The sequence below is a fragment of the Aquisphaera insulae genome (assembly GCF_011064615.1).
Classification (GTDB): Bacteria; Planctomycetota; Planctomycetia; order Isosphaerales; family Isosphaeraceae; genus Aquisphaera; species Aquisphaera insulae.
Genome location: NZ_JAALJH010000001.1, coordinates 175,239 through 192,925 on the forward strand (window position 1 = coordinate 175,239; position 17,687 = coordinate 192,925).

Consider the following 17,687-nt stretch of genomic DNA (forward strand, 5'->3'; position numbering starts at 1 on the left):
TCGACGCTCATCGAGGCTCCTCGCCGGTCTCGCTCCTCGCCGCCTCGACCGCGGCGGCCAGCGTGCCTCGGGAGGGGCCCGGACTCACGGGCGCGGCGCGGAGCCTCTCTCGCACGGCGCGAGCAACCGCCCGATCGCCGTCCACGGCCTCCACGATCCGAAGGAACGCACGCGCCTCGAACCATTCGCCAAGATCGAGCGCCAGCCCTGTCATCTCGGCCGCATCACGCAGGGGCTGGACCCGAGCGAGGAGCAGCCTATACCTTCGCTCCTTCGCGTCCACCTCGGCCTTCCTCCGTCTCATCCGCTCGGCGCCGGCGGAGTCTCCCTCACGAGTGGCCAGGTCCGCCAGGCGGTCGAGCGCGGGCCGGTCGGCGGGGGCGACCGCGATCAGACGTTCGAGTGCCTCCTTCTCCGCGGCGGCATCGTGGAGCCGGGCGGCTCGCCACGCGACGATCCGGCGCACATCCGCGGTCGTGGCCCCTTCCGCGGGGAGATGCTCCAGGGCCCGGTCCACATCCGCGGCCTGCCCGAACTCCATCGCCCACGCCAGCCAGGACCGCCAGACCGGCGGGTCATCGGACCGCCGCTTCAGGCAGGCCTCGAGCCACCTCCGGGCGTCGTCGGGCTTCCCTTCGAGGAGGGCGAGGTTCGCTCTTCCCAGCCACACCCGATCATCGTCGGGCGCCAGGCCGGCGGCGTGTTCGATCGCGGCCTGCGTGGCCTGGCGCGGGACCGGAGTTAGCCTCAGCTCCGGATGGACGCGGGCCAGGTTGATCGCGGCTTCCGACGCCCCCTCCCCTTTGTCATCCAGGGCCTGCCATCGCGCCTCGAGGAGCCGGAGCGTCTCCTCCAGGCGGCCCTGCTGACAGAAGAGGGGGCTGAGGAGGATCGGCAGGCTTGCCCCGTCGATCCGGGGATCGGCGAGGGCCTGCTGGACCACAGCCTCCGCCTCGGCGAGCCGGCCGGCCTCGGCCGCGAGTTGCATCCGCCCCTGAATCCCCCGAGGCGCGAAGCTGGATTCCGGCGCGACGCGGGCCCACGCCCGCTCCGCCGCATCGTTCCGGCCTCGAGCCGCCTCGCAGACGCCCAGCAAATACCAGGCTTCATCCGTCGACGGGCGACCGGCCACCAGGTCCGAGAGCTTCCGGGCCGCCAGGCTGTAGCGCCCCTGTTCGAGGTCCGCCTGCGCGTCCGCGAGGCTCGCACGAGACTGGCGAAGGTCGACCGCCCGCAGGCCAATCCAGGCGGGGAACGCAAGCAACGCCGCCGCGAGGAACCATCGGAAATCGAGTCGACCTGCTGCCATTCCCCTCGTCCCCGGACTCCCGGCGGCTGGGCTCGCCTGATTTCCGCATGCGACGCCTCCGTTCGTGAGACTACCCTCCCGCGAACGGTTCTTCCATCCGCAATCTCCCCCGTTCTCCGCCGCCTTCCCCCTTTGCTATGCTGGACCCGATGAGTGAGAGTGATTCGCCAATCGTGGAATCGGAGGGGGCGACGGATAGGGGGGAAGCCTCGCCGGCCGATCCGGGACGCTTCGGATCCCTGCCCCCGCTGCTGCTCCTGGCCTGGTGCGGCCTGCTCGCGGGACACTTCGAGTCGCTGGCGTTCACCGTCCGCAAACGCTGGTTCGACGTCAACCAGTTCCTCTGGACGACGCGGCACTACCCCTGGCTCTTGCCGCTCGTCAACCTCGCCCTCTTCCTGCTGGTGGGCTCGCTCCTGGCGATCCTCCTCCGGGCGGCCCGCGAACGCGGCCGATGGTGGGCAGCCCGAATCCTCTGCACGGCGACCCTCCTCCCCGGTTGCTGGGCGGTATCATCGAGGATCTATGCCATCGCCGGTCTCCTGTTCTCGACCGGCTGTGCCGTACGCTTGACCCCGGAGCTGGCCAGGCATCCCCAGGCGGTTCGCCGCGCGGTCCTGGGCACGTTCCCGTTGCTGGTGGCGTTGACCCTCGCCCTGGCCGCCATTCCCTGGCGGGACGATCGACGTGCCCTGTCGACGGAAACCGCCGCCCCCTTGCCCCCGACGGGGACGCCGAACGTCCTCCTGATCGTCCTGGACACGGTCGCCGCCGAGCACCTCAGCCTGCACGGCTACTCGCGACGGACCAGCCCGACCCTGGAGGAGCTGGCGGCACGCGGGATCCGTTTCGATCGTGCCGTGTCCACGGCGTCGTGGACGCTCCCTTCCCATGCGAGCCTGTTCACCGGGAGATGGCCACATGAGCTTTCGAGCGGCTGGAACACCCCCCTCGACGGGACGCACGCGACCCTCGCGGAGATTCTCACCAGGCGCGGCTTCGCGACGGCGGGGTTCGTCGGCAATCGATGGTATTGCTCCCGGGATTCGGGGCTGGCTCGAGGGTTCGCCCGATATGCGGACGACTCGTTCCCGAGGCTGACGCCGTTCGGCAAGGCCGAGCTCGTGGCTCGTCCCCTCCTCGGCCTCCAGACCGCGAGCCGATTCCTGGAGGACTGGCTGGCCATCGAGGTCCAGAGGCCGATCGTGGATTGGCTGACGCGACAACTCCAGTTGAATCGAAGGGGGACGGAGGACATCCGTCGCGAGTTCGTCGCCTGGCTGGAGGCACGACCGCAGCCGGAGCGGCCGTTCTTCGCGTTCGTCAACCTCTACGATGCACATTACCCCTACGAGCTCGCCGAGCCCAGCATCCATCGATTCCGTTCGCGGGCGCGGGCGGAGCGAGACGCGAACCTCCTGCGAGACTGGGTCTCGATCGTTGGAAAGTCGCCGACGGCGGAGCAGGTCGAGCTCGGACGCGATTTCTACGACGATTGCATCGCCGACCAGGACGAGCGCCTCGGAAGGCTCCTCGACCAGCTCGCCGAGAGGAAGGCCCTGGACCGAACCTGGATCATCGTCACGGCCGACCACGGCGAGAGCTTCGGCGAGCAGCCGGGCGTCTTCTGGCACGGCACCAGCCTCTTCCAGGCGCAGATCCACGTCCCCCTGCTCATCGTCCCGCCAGGCGGACTGGAGGAGCCGCGCGTCGTGGCCGACGCCGTCAGCCTCCGCGACCTGCCGTCCACGATCCTGGATGTGCTAGGGCCTGGCGGCAAGTCCGAGGACTCGCTCCCCGGCACCTCGCTGGCCCACCTCTGGACTCGGCCTCGCGGGGAAAGTCCAACGGCCACCCGCCGCGACGTCGGCCCGGCCCTCTCCGAGCTGATCCCGCTCGATGCCTTCGGCGCCAATCCGAGCGAGTGGGTCCACGCACCGGCCTGGCCCACGTCCAGCCTGACGCAGACCGGCCTGTCCTACATCCGCCGCGGTAAGGACGGAGCCGAGCTGCTGTTCGACCTTGCCGTCGACCCTGGTCAACAGAAGGACCTTGCGGCCGATCCGGCGTCCCGGCCGCGTCTCGACGCCATCCGGCGCGAGATCGACCGCCTCACCGACGGACCCTTGACTCCGGATCGATTTCGTCCCTGAGCCTCCGGACATCGCGGGAAAAGGGGAGGACATGGGGTCACTCGGATGTGTAGAATGTCCGCCGAAGCGGGCGTCGCTCGGCTCGGACCTGGCACATCGGCTCGCACCGCCTCACTCGATGACGAACGGGGTATCTTCATGATCATCGCATATGCCGGCCCGGAGACCATGCTTCCCATCGCCTCGGTCCTCGCCGGGGCCGTCGGCGTCGTCATGATGTTCGGGCGGAATGTCCTCGCGATCGGCCGCAGGGCGATCGCGAAATGCCTCCCCCGGTCCGGCGGCAATGCCGGCAAGCCGAAGGCCTGAGCCGAGGGTCCCTTGCACCCCACGACGGCCTCGCCACGGCTTCAGCTCATCCTCCCTTCCCTGGTGCTCGGGCTCTGCGGCGGGCTCCTCGAGGCGATCCTCATCGTCCTCCGGAAGTATTCCTGGAACGAATCCGGGAACCTGGAGACCGGTGCGGATTTCGCCTGGTCCGTGCCCCTGGTCCATGCGATCGCCCTGACGCTCGCCGGGCTCCTGATCCTGCTGGCGGACCGCCTTCGGAGCGGATGGATCACGTCCCGGGCCGCGACCTGGATGGTCGCGACCCTGGCCCTGTGGGGAGCCCTGCTTCGGCTACCCCTCTACGGCGCGGCGAGCTTCCTGCTGGCCGCCGGGATGGCCCGGCCCCTCTCGTCCTGGCTGGATTCGCGAGTCTTCGCGTCGCGACGCTCGTCGTGGGTCGCGGCGTCGGTGCTGGCCGGACTCGTCGCCTCGATCGCGGCCGGGACATCGGGGCGGTGGGCGATTGCGGAGCGAGCGGCCAGGGCCGCCCTGCCCCCCTCGCCTCCCGAGGCTCGCAACGTCCTGCTGATCGTCTGGGACACGGTCCGGGCCTCGAGCCTGTCGGCCTACGGCTACCCGCGGGACACCACGCCGAACCTGGCCCGCTGGGCCCGCAGGGGCGTGAGGTTCGAGCGGGCGCTCTCCACGGCGCCATGGACCTTCCCCTCGCATGCGAGCTTCTTCACCGGCGAGTGGCCCTATCGCATCAACTCACAATGGGACCATCGCCTTGTCGGCTCAGTCCCAACGCTCGCGTCTCACCTGGCGTCCCGAGGATTCGAGACCGCCGGCTTCGCCGCGAACACGAGCTACTGCAGCTATGAGAACGGGCTGAACCGCGGCTTCCTGCACTACGAGGATTTCCCGCTTTCGGTCGCCGGACTGCTGGGCCGGACGGCGGCCGGGAACTGGCTGCTGCAACGGGTCGTCCATCGAGGCGATGCCTATCGGCGGAAATGGGACAATCGCCAATCGAGGGACGGGGAGAGTCTCAACCAGGCGTTCCTGCGCTGGTTCGACGGGCGGCGGAAGGACCGTCCCTTCCTCGCATTCCTCAACTACTTCGACGCTCATGATCCGTACATGCCGCCGGACCGATTCGTCGGGAAATTCGGCAGCCGACCGACGAGCGCCGACGACGAGCAATTCCTGGAGGAGCTCGCCCACTCGGCCCGGAGCTTTGGGCTCAGGGAGGCGATCCTGGCGCGAGACTGTTACGACGACTGCGTCGCGGCGCTCGATGATCAGCTCGGACGCCTGCTCGCCGAGCTCGATCGGCGTGGGACCCTCGCCAACACCATTGTTGTCATCACCTCGGACCACGGCGAATCGTTCGGCGTCCACGGCAACTTCGGCCATGGCGGCAGTCTTTACCTGGACGAGGTGGGAGTCCCGCTGGTGATCATCGGGCCGGCGGTGCCCACCGACCGCGTCATCACCGCTCCCGTGAGCCTTCGCGACCTGCCGGCGACGGTCGTGGACCTGGCCCGGCCGGGGGAGCCGGCTCCCTTCCCGGGGCGAGCCCTGTCGTCCCTATGGCTCAATCCCGCGTCCGGAGGCGGAGTGAACGTCTCGGCCAGCTTTTCCGAGCTGGCGCACAAGCCGGCGGAGGAGGAACGCTCGGCCCAGGGCAAGAGCAAGAAGCTCCAGTTCTCGCTGGTGGCAGATGGCTACCATTACGTCCGCGACGGCCTGGGGAGGGAGCACCTCTTCGACCTGGGGCAAGACCCTAACGAGCGGTCCGACGTGGCGGGCAAGGAAGGGACGTCCGCTCGCACATTGCGGTTCCGTCGGTCCTTGCGAGACCTCCTCGATGCCGAGCGAGGGGCAGCCCCCATCGAGGAGGCCTATCTGAACCGCTTTCGCGAGGAGTTGCAGGCCGCGATCGGCGAGGGCGGTGCGGGCCCCGAGGAAGGTCGAGGGCCCGCAACTCTGCCTCACTGAGCGAGAGCAGGGACGTCATGGCCAGGGGACGCCGAGCGGCCTCCCCGGAAGCGAAGCGACACGAACAGCAAGCGAACCGGAGAGATCCAGAGAATCGCCTCCACAAAGGACGGCGATCCCCCGGCTCGCGGTTCGCTTCCAGAGTGACCCATCGCAGCTCATGCACGTCGAGCTGTGGACTTACGTTTCGGCGGTCGGAGGGGGTGGGTGAGATCACTTGCCCTTGGTCGCGGCCGCCTTGTTGGGGTTGCTCCTCATCCCCATCTTGTTGCCGGCCTTCTGCATGTACTCCTTGAACTCGGGCGTCGCCTGGGTGAGGCCGCCGCTCGGGTTCGCCGAGGTCGTGGGGCCGCTGTTGCCACAGCCAACGAAGGCGGACGCAACGAAGCAAACGGTCAAGGTGAAACAAAGTCGCTTCATGAAATGCAACCTCATGGGGATACCGCGTCCTGCCTAGCACGGAGTCAGGGAGATCGTCCGGCGGAGCGTGCGTGACGCGGTGGCGGATGAAAGAGTCAATCGAGCAAGGGCTCGGCGGTCGGATGACGATCACGGCATGCCCGCGATCGTCATCCGCGGCGAGTCGGTGGAGAATTCACGCCGATCCGGCGTCGGCTCAATACTGGTCGGAGCTGATGACCTCGCCGCCGGCCCGCGTCCCGAGGGCCCACCAGGCCTGGAGACCGACCGAGTCCTTGATGAACTTGACGGAGCCGTCGGAGAAGCAGATGTTGACGCCGCCGGGGTGATTGCTCGTCGGCGGTGCCGAGCCGTGGGGCTGCACGAAGTAGAGCCACGACAGGGACGCGAAGGAGCCCTGGGAGTTGTTGCAGGCGGGTCCATTCGGCGGGCCGGCGTGCAGGTAGTCGTTGACCACGACGTGGAGGGGGTATCCGGCGAACCAGTAGGCCCCGCTACCCCAGGTCGCGTGGGCTGCGGTCGAGCCGGGCAATCCCTGACACGCCTGCACGAAAGCCTGCGCACCCGCGGGCCCGGTGCCCTGGCCGGCATTGACCGAAGGGGCCGGTGCATCGAAGACCGCCCGCTTGAAGTTATTGCTCGCACGGGTCACCTGGGCGGGCGGCACATTGTTCAGTCCCACCAGCCGCTCGCTGAACAGGGCGGTGTTCGAAGTGCCGTCGGTGATCTTCGCGAGGCTGACCGCACCGGCGTTCCCCGTGTCCGGGCCCCAGCCGACCGAGCCGGAGACGACGGTCCCCGTGAACATCCCCATCTGTCCGGGGCCACCCATGTTGCCCACGTAATTCGAGCGGCCGAAGCCCGGCTGCGGGCCCTGGTCGACGGAGTCCGAGGGACAGATCAACGCAGAAAGCTGCATCGATGCGATCGTGTCATTTCCGTGCTGCACCGTATCGCCGCTCGAGTTGCCGAACATGCCGGCCGAGAAGTTGAAGTTGTTGAACATCGTCCCCTGCTCCAGGAACGGGGCGACCGCCAGGGCCCAGGAGTAGCTCCATCCCCAGCTCTGGATCTGACCCGCCGGGAAGGTCGTGTGCATGGGGAGGACGTTGTTCTGCGAGAGATAATTGTGCGCGGCGAGGCCGAGCTGCTTGAGATTGTTGATGCACTGGGCTCGCCGGGCTGCCTCTCGGGCACTCTGCACGGCCGGGAGTAACAACGCGATCAGCACCGCGATGATCGCGATGACGACCAACAGCTCGATCAAGGTGAAGCCGGGCCGACGCTTGGACATGGACTTGCCTCCGATACTAAGAATTGATGGATGCCAAGGAACGTGACGCGAGGAACGAGAGGATCACCGAAGACGATCCCTGAAGTAGGATCGTAAAGGACCGGCGGAAGCGGGTGGAAAGGTGTGAGAGGTCCCCGCGCTCCCGCCCTGGTATACGCGACGGAACGATGAACGAACAAACTAAGATCAGAAAAATGAAACCTCCCGATATCCCATGGCGATCGAGAGTGTGGTTCGCAGGCTACGTCAATGGGCCGGGCCTGCTGGTCGCCGCGGCCTGCCTCGGAGTGATGTTGATCAGCGAGCCCTGGCTCGTGATCGCCTGGGACGAAGGCTACAGTCTTGGCCGGGAGGACAGGATCCGGCAGTGGTGCCGAGCCATGGCCGATCCGGTGGCCTTCGCGGGCCGCTGGAAACCTCCCGTCGAGGAGCTCGTCCCGCCGAACCGGCTGGCCGTGCCCAGCGGCGACGAGCTGGACAGTCGGCGAGACCTGATCCGCCCGCCCGCCGTCGATTGGTTCTGGCCGTTCGCTCGAGAAGAGCCGGACGGGCACCCTCCCGTCTACGCCCTGGTCGGGATGATCGGCGACGTCCTGACCCCCTGGCGAGATCCGCTCCCCCGAGCGAGGCTGGGGCCGATCCTGGTCTTCAGCCTTACCTGCGGGGCTATTTTTGTCTTCATGCGTAAGAGGTATGGAGCGTGGTCCGCCGGGGCCGCGGCGGCCGCGTGGATCTTCCAACCCCATCTGTTCGCACTGGCTCACTACGCGACCTACGACGGCCTGCTGACCTGCTTCTGGACCGGGTCTTGCCTGGCCTTCGCCAAGGCCGTCGAGGGCGAGGGCGAACGCCCCCGCATCCCCTGGGTCCTGGCCTTTGCCGGCACCCTGGCCCTGGCCGCCGGGACCAAGCTGACGGGCTGGTTCCTGCCGATCCCATTCCTTGCCTGGATTTTGTGTACCCGCAGTCGCAAGGGAGCCGTGGCCCTGATCGCCGGTACCGCGCTGGCCATCCCGCTCCTGATCTTGCTGATACCGCCGTGGTGGCACGATCCAATCCTCGGGATCGATCGGTTCTTCCAATCGAATCTCACTCGGGCCCAGACGATCCCCAAGAAGACGCTCTTCCTGGGTCAAATCTACAACACGCCGGGAGGCTCGCTCCCCTGGTACAACACAATCGTCTGGACACTGCTGGTCACCCCCGTCGGCTTCCAGCTCCTGGCGGCCGCGGGGATACTCCGGACGATCTCGAAGAAAGAGCGGGACGCCTTCGTGTCGCTCTCGGTCATTCACTGGGCCTTCCTCATGGCGCTGAGATCCCTGCCGCATACCCCAGGACATGATGCCGTACGCCAGTTCCTGCCCGCATTCGGAATGCTGGCCTTGCTGGTCGGTCTGGGGGCGGGATGGGTGGTGAGCCGCCGGAGAGGGATTGGCAGCTCGCTCATCGTCGCTGCGGTCGTCGAGGGAGGCGTGACCGTCGCGGTGATGATACCGGTCCCCCTATCGTATTTCAACCCGATGTTCGGCGGACTCCCGGGCGCCGTCCGGATGGGCATGGAGCCGACGTTCTACTGGGATGCGCTCCAGCCCGAAATCCTCGACTGGTTGAATGAACATTCCTTGCCGGGTCAGAAAGTGCGCTTCGCGCGCTATCCGACATCCTGGCTCTATCTTAGGCAAACAGGCCGGCTAAGGCCGGGGATCCTGCCGACCGACCCGGGGGACTGGACCTGGTACGTGGTCCAGAACCGGCCCGGCGACCTCAGCGACCTGGATCGGCACCTGGTCGCCCATGCCGTCCCGGCCAGGGTGTATTCCCGGTTCGGCGTGCCCCTGATCTGGGTCTTCCCGTACGATGAGGTCCGTTCCTGGCAGGCCCAGCCGGCGCGGTCGCGCTGATCGGGACCGTCGGGGTGGAGCGAGGCGGACGATGATCCGACCGGGGTGGCGACTCCGTGATGAGGCGGGAGCAGCGCTGCTCCTCGCCGCGTTCTGTGCCTTCTGGTTCGCGGACACCGTGGCCGACCCGGACCTCTGGGGCCACGTCCGGTTTGGCCAGGACCTGCTCCGGACCGGCTCGATCGTCCGGGCGGATACTTATTCTTACCGCGCGGACGGGCAGCCCTGGATCAACCACGAATGGCTCGCCGAGGTGGCCTTCGCCTGGGACTACGACCACCTCGGCTCGGCCGGCCTGATCGGCGGCAAGCTGGCCGTCGCCCTCGGAATCCTGGGCGCCTGCCTCGTCCATCTCCGCCGAGGAGGGATGGGTGCCCTTCTCGCCGCCGCCCTGCTCATCCTCGCCAGCATCCCCTTCCGGATGGGGATGGGGACGATCCGGCCCCAGCTCTTCACCTACCTCGGCTATCTGATCCTGCTCCTGATCCTGCACGGGGCGAGGGACCGGCCCGCCCCACGGCGACTCTGGTTGTTGCCCCCGTTGCTCGCCCTCTGGGTGAACCTCCACGGCGGCGTCCTCGCGGGTTCGGCGGTCGCCGCCATCTGGATCGTCGCGCGGATGATCCGCCTGACGCGGCGGGGCGGGGTCGACCAGAATCGTCGCGACCTGGCCGTGCTCGGCGGCCTCGCGGTCGCCTGCGGCGTCTCCCTCATGATCAATCCCTGGGGATGGGGGTTGATCGCGTTCCTCCTCAGGACGGCCACCGTGCCCCGCCTGGAGATCTCGGAGTGGGCCCCCCTTGCCCCGGTCAGCCTTCCGGGGGGGATCGTCCTGGGCCTCATGGTCGCGGGCCTCGCGAGCGTGGCCACCAGCCGCCGCCGGCCGCAACCGGAGTCGCTCGTCGTCCTTGTCGCCTCGTCCGTGCTGCCACTCGCCGCCAGCCGCCACTATCCTCTCTTCGCCCTGGCGCTCGTCGTCATCGGTGGAGAATCGATGGCCGACGCCTGGGAGCGGGCGCGGGCCCTGATCGGAGTGCGTCGTGAACGTCGATCCTGGATCACGGCACTCTGCCTCGCGGCCTCGCTGGTGCTCGCCACGTTGGTCCCCGGCCGCCTGAACTGCATCCGGCTGGATCCCTACTTCTTCAACTTCCCCGCCCGCGCGGTGGAGTACCTTCGACGGGGTCAGGCGGAGGGGAACATGGCCGTCCCCTTCGACTGGGGCGAATACGTTCTCTGGCACCTGGGACCCCGCGTCAGGGTCTCGATGGACGGACGCCGAGAGACCCTCTATGCCGAGGACGAGTATCGTCGGGCCCGTGAATTCGAGCGCGGGACCGAAGCCTGGGACGAGCTCCTCCGAACCGGGCCGAGGACCGACTTGATCCTCACGCCGGTCGGCTCGCCGACCGTTCCGCGCCTGGCCCGCGAGGACGATTGGGTCCCCCTCTACCGCGATCGGACATGCGTCGTCTTCGTCCGCAAGGGCATGCCGGGCCTCGATCGCCTCCTCGGCACGCCGATACCGACGCTCCCCGACGACGGTGGCGGGCTCTGCTTCCCGGGACCGAGGGATCAGCCGCCGGGCGGGAGCAAGCCCTCCGCCCGAGCCCGCTCGTAGCGATCGGGCCGGAGCGCGAACCAGGCCCCCCCCGCGCGGACGGCATGGTAGGGATGCCGGCGGAAGAACTCGGTGATCGCCGCCTGCTGTCCCGCCGCGCGGGGAGCGACCCGGACATCCCCGGACACGACCACGAGTGCGGGGGGATCGCGCTCCAGCTCCTCGCGATACCACGCCGGCTCCGCGAAACGCCTCAGGGTTGGGATCCGCCTCAGGACCTGCTCCGCGTCGAAGCCGGACGGGTCGTATGTGCTGAACCAGAGCATGAAGGCATCGCGCCGAACGATCGGATGGAGAGGAGGTGCGGCGGCCACCCGGTCGGCCGGGAGCGTGACCCTGGCCATCCAGGAAATCAGCTCGCGCTGGGACCTGGCCTCGTCGGCGACCGCCCACGATCGCGCCAGGAGCAGCGATTGGACGACCAGGGCCGCACAGCACGCCAGGAAGATCGGGGTCCCCCACCGCCGGGGGATCGAGGCGATGACGGAGCCGAGCGGGAACGCGAACGCCGTCGCGACGAGGAACCACGGGGCATAGTATTGCTTGAACGGGTAGGAGACCACGCACGCCTGGAAGACCAGCCAGGTCAGGATCGCCAGATGGACCATGCCGGCCCGCTTTCCTCGGCGGGCGAAGGCCGCGAGCCAGAGCCAGGCCGAGACGCCCGCGACGACGACTCCAAGCGGCAGTGTATCGTGGGCGATGCTATGACGCAGCCTTTCGGCATAGCCGGCGTTCGCATTGTGAATGGCGTTGAAGGCGAACACCATGTCGGAGAATCGAGCGAACGGGATTCGCTCCCATCCGAGATACGCGGCGAAGAGCCCGCACCCCGCCAGCCCCCCCCCGAAAAAGGCAGCCGAGCGAGCCAGCCGCTCCCGCACCGCCCGCCCCGGAGCCAGGATCTCTCCCCCGACGATCAGCGCGGTGAGGATCGCCAGCTTCGGGCAGAGCAACAGGGCCGCGAACGTGCCGACGAATCCGATCTCGCAGAAGCGAGATGCCCTGTCCGCGTCGCGGCGGAGTCGGACGAGGCTCCACGTGGCCAACGCATAGGCCCACCCGTCGACGCGGAACTCGACCAGGAAGGTGAGGATCGTCGGATGCAAGGCGATGGCCAGGAAACCGAGCATCCCCCAGAGAGAGGCAGGCTCGCCCACACGGCTTCCGAGCCGCGTCGCCGGCTCGCTCGAGCCCTCCGCGGCCCTCGATCCGGGCGGTTGGGAAATCAGGCCGAACGCCGCAAGCCCGCCGAGGAAGAGGAGGTTCCCCACCAGGCTGAACCGCCTCAGGTTCCAGAGCGAGGCGACCGGATCGCCATCGGGACGGCCTGCCAGGGGGACGAGGAGCGGGAAATACGGCGGATGCGAGTCCAGGAAATCGACATAGGGGACCAGCCCCTGGCCGGCGAGCCAGACCGAGTGGGCCTTCGTGACCTCGTCGTGGTCGTAGGGGAGGGACGCGATGCCCACCGCCCAGGCCGCCAGCCCGGCGATCGCCGCCGAGGCCAGCGCGAGAGACATCGCGTAACTTCGGACGGCCGGCCCCTGAGATACCTCGCGGGACCTCGTCTCCTCGGCCGGAATGGGACCCGCTCCCGCCATGGACGTTCACGCCTCGAGCCGCCCCGGGGCGGTCAGATGACGACCTGCAAGGACCTCAACCGCTCGGCCGCCAGGTCCAGCGTCTCGTCCCGCTTGCAGAAGCAGAAGCGGACGTAGCCGCGGCCGAGCGACGGGTCACGCGAGAAGCTCGAGCCGGGCACGGTGGCCACGCCGATGTCGCGGACCAGGTGGTGAGCGAAGGCCACGTCGTCCTCGACGCCGAAGGCGTCGATCCGGGCCATGATGTAATACGCCCCCTCGGGCGGGGCGAACGCGAATCCGACCTCCCAGAGGGCCTTCGAGAGCCGGTCGCGGCGGGCCTGGTAGTCGGCCGCGAGCTCCACGTAATACGAGCGCGGCATCCGGTAGGCCACCGCGCCGGCCTGCTGCAACGGGGCCGCGGCGCCGATCGAGACGAAATCGTGGACCTGGCGGAATGACCGCGTCAGCTCCGGGCTGGCCGTGATCGTCCCGATCCTCCAGCCGGTGACCGCATAGGTCTTGGACATCCCGCTGATCGTGATGCTGCGGTCCCGCATGCCGTCGAGCGTGGCGATGGCGGTGTGCGTCCGGCCCTCGTAGAGGATGTGCTCATAGATCTCGTCGGTGATCGCCAGGACGTCCCACTTGCGGCAGAGCGCCGCGATCGCCTCGAGCTCCTCGCGCGTGAAGACCGCGCCGGTGGGGTTGTTCGGGTTGCAGAGGACGATGGCCTTGGTGTGGTCATTGAATGCGGCGGCCAGCTCGTCGGGGTCGAACTTCCAGCCGGGGGGCCGGACCGGGACGAACCGGGGTGTCGCCCCGGCGAGGACGCAATCGGGCCAGTAGTTCTCGTAGAAGGGCTGCGAGAGGATGACCTCGTCCCCGGGGTTGATCACCGCCAGGAGCGCGACGAGCATCGCCTCCGTGCTGCCGCAGGTGACCGTGATCTCGGCCTCGGGATCGACGTCCAGGCCGAGGTGCCAGGCCGAGTGCTCCGCGATGGCATGGCGGAGCTCCCGGGCCCCCCAGGTGATCGCGTACTGATTCACGTCCTCCTGGATCGCCCGGCAAGCGGCGTCCTTGATCGCCCTCGGGGCCGGGAAATCCGGCATGCCCTGCGCCAGGTTCACCGCATCGTACTTCGAAGCCTCGATGGACATCCCGCGGATCACGCTCTCGGTGAACCGCGACGCCCGCTCGCTGATCCGGGGAAACTTCATCGTCTGCTCGCCTCGACCGTGGGCCGTCGCTCGAACTCGATCGTCCAATCATCGGCGCCCGCACCGGCAACCTGCAATGCGGTTTTCCGGGCTTTCCGGTCGTCGCGACCCGCTTGACCGGGTTCCGACGCCGGTATTACGATTTTTCAGAGACGGCATACGATTCACCCGTCCGATCGATACGGAGGACGACGTGGTCCGCAGGGCGTTCACGCTGATCGAGCTGCTGGTGGTGATTGCGATCATCGCCGTCCTGATCGGGCTCCTCTTGCCCGCGGTTCAGGCGGCGCGGGAGGCCGCTCGGCGGATGGACTGCCAGTCGCACCTGCATCAGATCGGCCTGGGGATGCTCCAGTACTTCGACGACTGGAACGGCCAGTTCTTCCTCCACCACCCGTTCCTGTGCGACGTCCTCTCGGAGACGACGAAGGCGGAGTCCTTCGCCGAGATCTACTGGGAGGACAAGATCATGCCGTATGTGAATCCCTCGTATGCGAGGGATGAGATCGCCCAGGGCGGGGTCCAGGTCGCCGACGCCCAGATCTTCCGCTGCATGTCGGACATCTCGGAGCCGAAGCCCTTCAGGGGCGACGACGGGCGGATCGACGGCGTCGGCGATCGGACCAGCTACCTGATGAACTCGCTGCTGACCCACAAGACCCGGCGGTACGGCCGGTGGTCATTCCCGCGCATCCAGTCGGAGATCGGCACCTCGAACTTCGTGATCTTCAACGAGAGGAACGCCGCCGGGATCGCGGCCAGCCCCGAGGCCGGCGATCCGCGGCAGGACGACTACGACATCTGGCTCGGCACGGACGTGCTCGACACCTGGATCCCCTGGGACCGGCACGGTGCCTCGAATGTCCTCTACCTCGACGGCCACGCGCGGAGTGTCAACCGATCCGAGGCGGTCCGGGCCATGTATCCCGGCGGAGAGCCCTACCGGGATCCTCGCTTCTACCCGTGAGGATTCGGGCCGGCCCACGGGACCAAGCCATCTGGGCCGGCCGGCAGGGGTTGCGTCACTCCTCGCGGTGCTTCTCGTGGCACTCCTTGCAGGAGCCGCCGATCTTGCTGAAGGCGGCCTTGCTGCCGGCGAGGTCTTCCTTCTTGGCCGAGTCCTCGAGCTTCTTGGCGAAGTCGGCGTATTCCTTGCAGAGCTTCTTCCAGCTCGCGGCGTCCCCCTTGGGGGCGTCGTTCTTGCCCAGGTCGGCGGAGAGCTTGGCGTAGGTGCCGGCTTCCTTCTGGACTTCCGGCCAGGCCGGCGTCGCGGACTTGAGCTGTGTCTTGAGCACCGCCATCGGTGCCTTCTTGCCCTTGTGCAGCTTCGACATGATCTTGCCGACCGATTCCGGGCCGTCCGCGGCGCCGGAGGTCGGGATGAGGGCCCCCGCCAGCAGCAGGAGGCTCATCGCGGTCGCGATGCAGATCAGGCGCTTCATCAAGTACTCCTCATTCCTGATAAGGGGATGGATCGGCCCACGTGGCCAGGTGCCAACATGGGAACATAGCATCGCAAGGAAAGCAACGGCACCGCCTCCTTCTCTCCGGCCGCGCCCCCTGCGATGATGGGGCGGACCCGGATCCCGGAACAGCGGTCGGAGGCTTGCATGCGAATTTCACGATGCCTGGGTGCCCTGGCGATCGCCCTCATCAGCGCAACGGCCAGGGCCGATGAGCCCGCCCGTCGGCTCCAGGTCGTCCTCGCGCGGTCGGATGGACTCATCGCCGCCGGCATCAACGGCAAGGGGGACACGACCGGCTTTCTCTGGGTGGAGAGCAAGGAATTCCCGGGGGTGCTCGACCAGTCTCCGTTCCATTGCGCCGGCGGGAAGGTCACCACGATCCCCAAGCTCCAGGGTTACACCGCGGTCTTTCCCTATGCCCTCAGCGATGACGGCACGGTCGTCGGCCGGGTCAGCAAGCCGATCACCCCGGAGCGGTTCACCCCCATGAGCAACCAGGCCTTCGCCTGGGACGCCGCCGGCGGGATTCGGGGGCTCGGCGCCCTCGCCGAGGACACGGCCTCGTTCGCGACCGACATCAGCCGGGACGGGAGGCGGATCGCGGGCTTCTCCATCGGCAACAACCGCGTCCGCGCCTGCTACTGGGACCGCCAACCCGGCGGCTGGAAGGCGAAGCGACTGCCCGGACGCGGCATGCTCGGCTCGAACCTGGTCAGCCTCAGCGACGACGGCAAGTCGGTGGCCGCCGTCGACGATGGCAAGTTCTGCCTCTGGACGCAGCAGTCCGAGAACGAGTGGAAGCAAGAGCTCCTCGGCTCCTCCACACTCCTGATCCCCCGCGGAGTCAACGACAGCGGCCTGATCGTCGGCGTCCGGTTCACCCCGGACGGGAATGTGCACGCCGTCTGCTGGAGCCGCGACGGCGGCGTCAGGCTCCTGGATGGGCTCGAGGGGTACACGCGCTCCGAGGCCAACGCCGTGAACAACCGGGGCCTGATCGTCGGCATGCTCGACGGCCCCCACGGCTCGAAGATCGACCCCCGGGCCTGTGCCTGGGAGGCGGGCAAGGCCCGGATCATCGACGAGGCCGGCCCGGACTTCTCCAACGCCACCGCCATCAACGACCGCGATCAGGTGACCGGCGTCCTCGACGTCGAGGAGGACGAGGAGCCGAAGCCGGGAGCCGAGGCGAAGCCGGCCCCCGAGAAGTCCGATGCCCCGCCCCGGCCGGGCTCCCAGCAGCGCCCCCAGGCTCCGGCCGGAGGGCCCGTCAATCCCCCCACCCCGAAGGGACGCTGAAGAGCCGGTCCGTTCCGTTTCGCGAATCGTCGAGGCAACCCGAGATCCGGATGGACCACTTCGCGACGGAATCGTGTAGGATCGATCGATCCTATCCATCCGTCATCCCGTCCCTCGAGGTCTCGTCATGCCCACCGATCACCGACCGATGGTCCGCGGTCCGATGCGGACGTGGCTGAAGTTCGTTCTGGAGTCCGGACTGCTCGAGACGCTGGCCCCGTGCTCGTCAACCGCCGGCGAGCCCCCCCTTGCTTACGCACGCGGGCTGCTCGCCCGGCTCCGCGAGGCGGACGGTGGGCTCAGGCCCGATGACCCGCTCGCCGTCGAGTTCCGGGAGCTCCGAAGCTGGGTCGAGGCGGAGCGGCGGGCCAGGCTGTCCAAGACGCTCGCCGGGGAGCCGCGACGTCGACGAGTCTGGGCGACCGAGGAGTCCCCGCCGGCCGGTAACCAGGTCGTCGAGAAGCCCATCGCCGTGGGCAAGCCCGAGAAACAATCGGCGCGTTTGCCGTCAACCCACTGGCTGAGGTGGGTTTGCTCGATGGCGGGACGCCGCCGAATCCGGACCCTCGACCTGGGTGATCCGCTCTGGGATCGGTGGATCGACGGATGAGCCGGCGAGGTTTGCACCGTACCAGGAATCACCGGCGAGGGCTGGCCACCCCTCGCACGCTCAAAGCGTCCCCGAGTGGGGCTTGCATCGCAGCGATTCCGCCACGCCGGCACCAGGGGAGCCGTGGCACCCGAGGCATTCTCAAAGCGACCTCGTCGACGTCAGCCGGGACCGACCGGGCCCGACGGCGGCAACGGCGGGACGAGGATCGGCGGCTCGTCGATCGGCAGCGGCCCGGGGTCCGGCTCCGGCTTCGGCGGCGGATCCACGGTCGGGTCATTGATCGGTTTGTCGAAACGGACACGTACCGTGGCGACCGGCATCACGGCGGCGATCGCGATGCTCTGCAGCAGCTTCCCTTCCAGGCTCTCGAAGGCGAGTTGGCGCTTCACGGGGACCTCCAGTGTGGTCGATCGCGTGGGGCGGCACGGGCGCAGTGCGGCCCCGTGGCCGACGCTACGGTCCATCGGTCGTCTCATCGCGCGGTGCGCAGCCGGCAGCCAGAACCGGCGAACGCGTGATCGCTACCAG

General features: G+C 68.2%; 15 protein-coding genes. 8 read left to right on the forward strand and 7 right to left on the reverse strand.

What is annotated here, in order from left to right:
• Nucleotides 1–7 precede the first annotated feature (7 nt).
• A complete protein-coding gene (locus G6O54_RS00605; protein ID WP_165219165.1) occupies nt 8–1,309 on the reverse strand; it encodes a tetratricopeptide repeat protein in 1,302 nt (433 codons plus the stop codon).
• 173 nt (nt 1,310–1,482) lie between these two features.
• On the opposite strand from G6O54_RS00605, the gene G6O54_RS00610 reads away from it, so the two are divergent.
• The 3 genes from G6O54_RS00610 to G6O54_RS00620 all read left to right on the forward strand — a co-directional run bounded on the left by G6O54_RS00610 (nt 1,483) and on the right by G6O54_RS00620 (nt 5,736).
• Nucleotides 1,483–3,462 carry a sulfatase gene (locus tag G6O54_RS00610; protein ID WP_165219167.1) on the forward strand — a complete coding sequence of 660 codons (1,980 nt, stop codon included), beginning with the start codon at nt 1,483–1,485 and terminating at the stop codon, nt 3,460–3,462.
• A 138-nt stretch (nt 3,463–3,600) separates the two neighbouring features.
• The gene (locus tag G6O54_RS00615) at nt 3,601–3,771 is read left to right on the forward strand and encodes a hypothetical protein (RefSeq protein WP_165219169.1); all 171 of its coding nucleotides are present in this window, start codon (nt 3,601–3,603) and stop codon (nt 3,769–3,771) included.
• A gap of 12 nt (nt 3,772–3,783) precedes the next feature.
• Nucleotides 3,784–5,736 (forward strand): sulfatase, encoded by a 1,953-nt coding sequence (locus G6O54_RS00620; RefSeq protein WP_165219171.1) that lies wholly within the window; start codon nt 3,784–3,786, stop codon nt 5,734–5,736.
• A gap of 213 nt (nt 5,737–5,949) precedes the next feature.
• Here the strand turns inward: G6O54_RS00620 and G6O54_RS00625 are convergent, their stop codons facing one another.
• Nucleotides 5,950–6,156: a hypothetical protein gene (locus tag G6O54_RS00625; protein WP_165219173.1), complete on the reverse strand. Its 207-nt coding sequence runs from the start codon at nt 6,154–6,156 to the stop codon at nt 5,950–5,952.
• Between the two features lie 196 nt (nt 6,157–6,352).
• Nucleotides 6,353–7,450, reverse strand: coding sequence for a DUF1559 domain-containing protein (locus tag G6O54_RS00630; protein WP_165219175.1), 1,098 nt, complete (start codon nt 7,448–7,450; stop codon nt 6,353–6,355).
• A gap of 227 nt (nt 7,451–7,677) precedes the next feature.
• Between G6O54_RS00630 and G6O54_RS00635 the strand changes: the two genes are divergently transcribed.
• The gene (locus G6O54_RS00635) at nt 7,678–9,354 is read left to right on the forward strand and encodes an ArnT family glycosyltransferase (protein WP_250846641.1); all 1,677 of its coding nucleotides are present in this window, start codon (nt 7,678–7,680) and stop codon (nt 9,352–9,354) included.
• A 31-nt stretch (nt 9,355–9,385) separates the two neighbouring features.
• Nucleotides 9,386–10,975 (forward strand): hypothetical protein, encoded by a 1,590-nt coding sequence (locus G6O54_RS00640; protein ID WP_165219179.1) that lies wholly within the window; start codon nt 9,386–9,388, stop codon nt 10,973–10,975.
• Here G6O54_RS00640 and G6O54_RS00645 read toward each other — a convergent pair.
• Nucleotides 10,930–12,498, reverse strand: a complete 1,569-nt coding sequence (locus G6O54_RS00645) for a hypothetical protein (protein ID WP_165219181.1) — start codon at nt 12,496–12,498, stop codon at nt 10,930–10,932. The genes G6O54_RS00640 and G6O54_RS00645 overlap by 46 nt on opposite strands.
• A gap of 113 nt (nt 12,499–12,611) precedes the next feature.
• Nucleotides 12,612–13,781: a pyridoxal phosphate-dependent aminotransferase gene (locus G6O54_RS00650; RefSeq protein WP_165219183.1), complete on the reverse strand. Its 1,170-nt coding sequence runs from the start codon at nt 13,779–13,781 to the stop codon at nt 12,612–12,614.
• A gap of 193 nt (nt 13,782–13,974) precedes the next feature.
• Between G6O54_RS00650 and G6O54_RS38680 the strand changes: the two genes are divergently transcribed.
• Nucleotides 13,975–14,748 carry a DUF1559 family PulG-like putative transporter gene (locus G6O54_RS38680; RefSeq protein WP_205678633.1) on the forward strand — a complete coding sequence of 258 codons (774 nt, stop codon included), beginning with the start codon at nt 13,975–13,977 and terminating at the stop codon, nt 14,746–14,748.
• Nucleotides 14,749–14,803: 55 nt separating this feature from the next.
• Here G6O54_RS38680 and G6O54_RS00660 read toward each other — a convergent pair whose 3' ends face one another.
• Nucleotides 14,804–15,223 (reverse strand): cytochrome c, encoded by a 420-nt coding sequence (locus tag G6O54_RS00660; RefSeq protein WP_165219187.1) that lies wholly within the window; start codon nt 15,221–15,223, stop codon nt 14,804–14,806.
• Nucleotides 15,224–15,391: 168 nt separating this feature from the next.
• Here G6O54_RS00660 and G6O54_RS00665 point away from each other — a divergent pair, with 168 nt between their 5' ends.
• Together G6O54_RS00665 and G6O54_RS00670 are read left to right on the forward strand one after the other, a co-directional pair.
• On the forward strand, nt 15,392–16,546 hold the full coding sequence (locus tag G6O54_RS00665; protein ID WP_205678634.1) for an HAF repeat-containing protein: 1,155 nt from the start codon (nt 15,392–15,394) through the stop codon (nt 16,544–16,546).
• A gap of 127 nt (nt 16,547–16,673) precedes the next feature.
• On the forward strand, nt 16,674–17,156 hold the full coding sequence (locus G6O54_RS00670; RefSeq protein WP_165219189.1) for a hypothetical protein: 483 nt from the start codon (nt 16,674–16,676) through the stop codon (nt 17,154–17,156).
• 161 nt (nt 17,157–17,317) lie between these two features.
• On the opposite strand, the gene G6O54_RS00675 is transcribed toward G6O54_RS00670, so the two are convergent.
• Nucleotides 17,318–17,548 (reverse strand): hypothetical protein, encoded by a 231-nt coding sequence (locus G6O54_RS00675; protein ID WP_165219191.1) that lies wholly within the window; start codon nt 17,546–17,548, stop codon nt 17,318–17,320.
• Nucleotides 17,549–17,687 lie beyond the last annotated feature (139 nt).

Bases quoted from the DNA above. Each gene is read 5' to 3' on its own strand.
- G6O54_RS00605 (WP_165219165.1), bottom strand. From the start codon at position 1,309: ATGGCAGCAGGTCGACTCGATTTCCGATGGTTCCTCGCGGCGGCGTTG.
- G6O54_RS00615 (WP_165219169.1), top strand. From the start codon at position 3,601: ATGATCATCGCATATGCCGGCCCGGAGACCATGCTTCCCATCGCCTCG.
- G6O54_RS00625 (WP_165219173.1), bottom strand. From the start codon at position 6,156: ATGAAGCGACTTTGTTTCACCTTGACCGTTTGCTTCGTTGCGTCCGCC.
- G6O54_RS00630 (WP_165219175.1), bottom strand. From the start codon at position 7,450: ATGTCCAAGCGTCGGCCCGGCTTCACCTTGATCGAGCTGTTGGTCGTC.
- G6O54_RS00640 (WP_165219179.1), top strand. From the start codon at position 9,386: ATGATCCGACCGGGGTGGCGACTCCGTGATGAGGCGGGAGCAGCGCTG.
- G6O54_RS00645 (WP_165219181.1), bottom strand. From the start codon at position 12,498: ATGTCTCTCGCGCTGGCCTCGGCGGCGATCGCCGGGCTGGCGGCCTGG.
- G6O54_RS00650 (WP_165219183.1), bottom strand. From the start codon at position 13,781: ATGAAGTTTCCCCGGATCAGCGAGCGGGCGTCGCGGTTCACCGAGAGC.
- G6O54_RS00660 (WP_165219187.1), bottom strand. From the start codon at position 15,223: ATGAAGCGCCTGATCTGCATCGCGACCGCGATGAGCCTCCTGCTGCTG.
- G6O54_RS00665 (WP_205678634.1), top strand. From the start codon at position 15,392: ATGCGAATTTCACGATGCCTGGGTGCCCTGGCGATCGCCCTCATCAGC.
- G6O54_RS00670 (WP_165219189.1), top strand. From the start codon at position 16,674: ATGCCCACCGATCACCGACCGATGGTCCGCGGTCCGATGCGGACGTGG.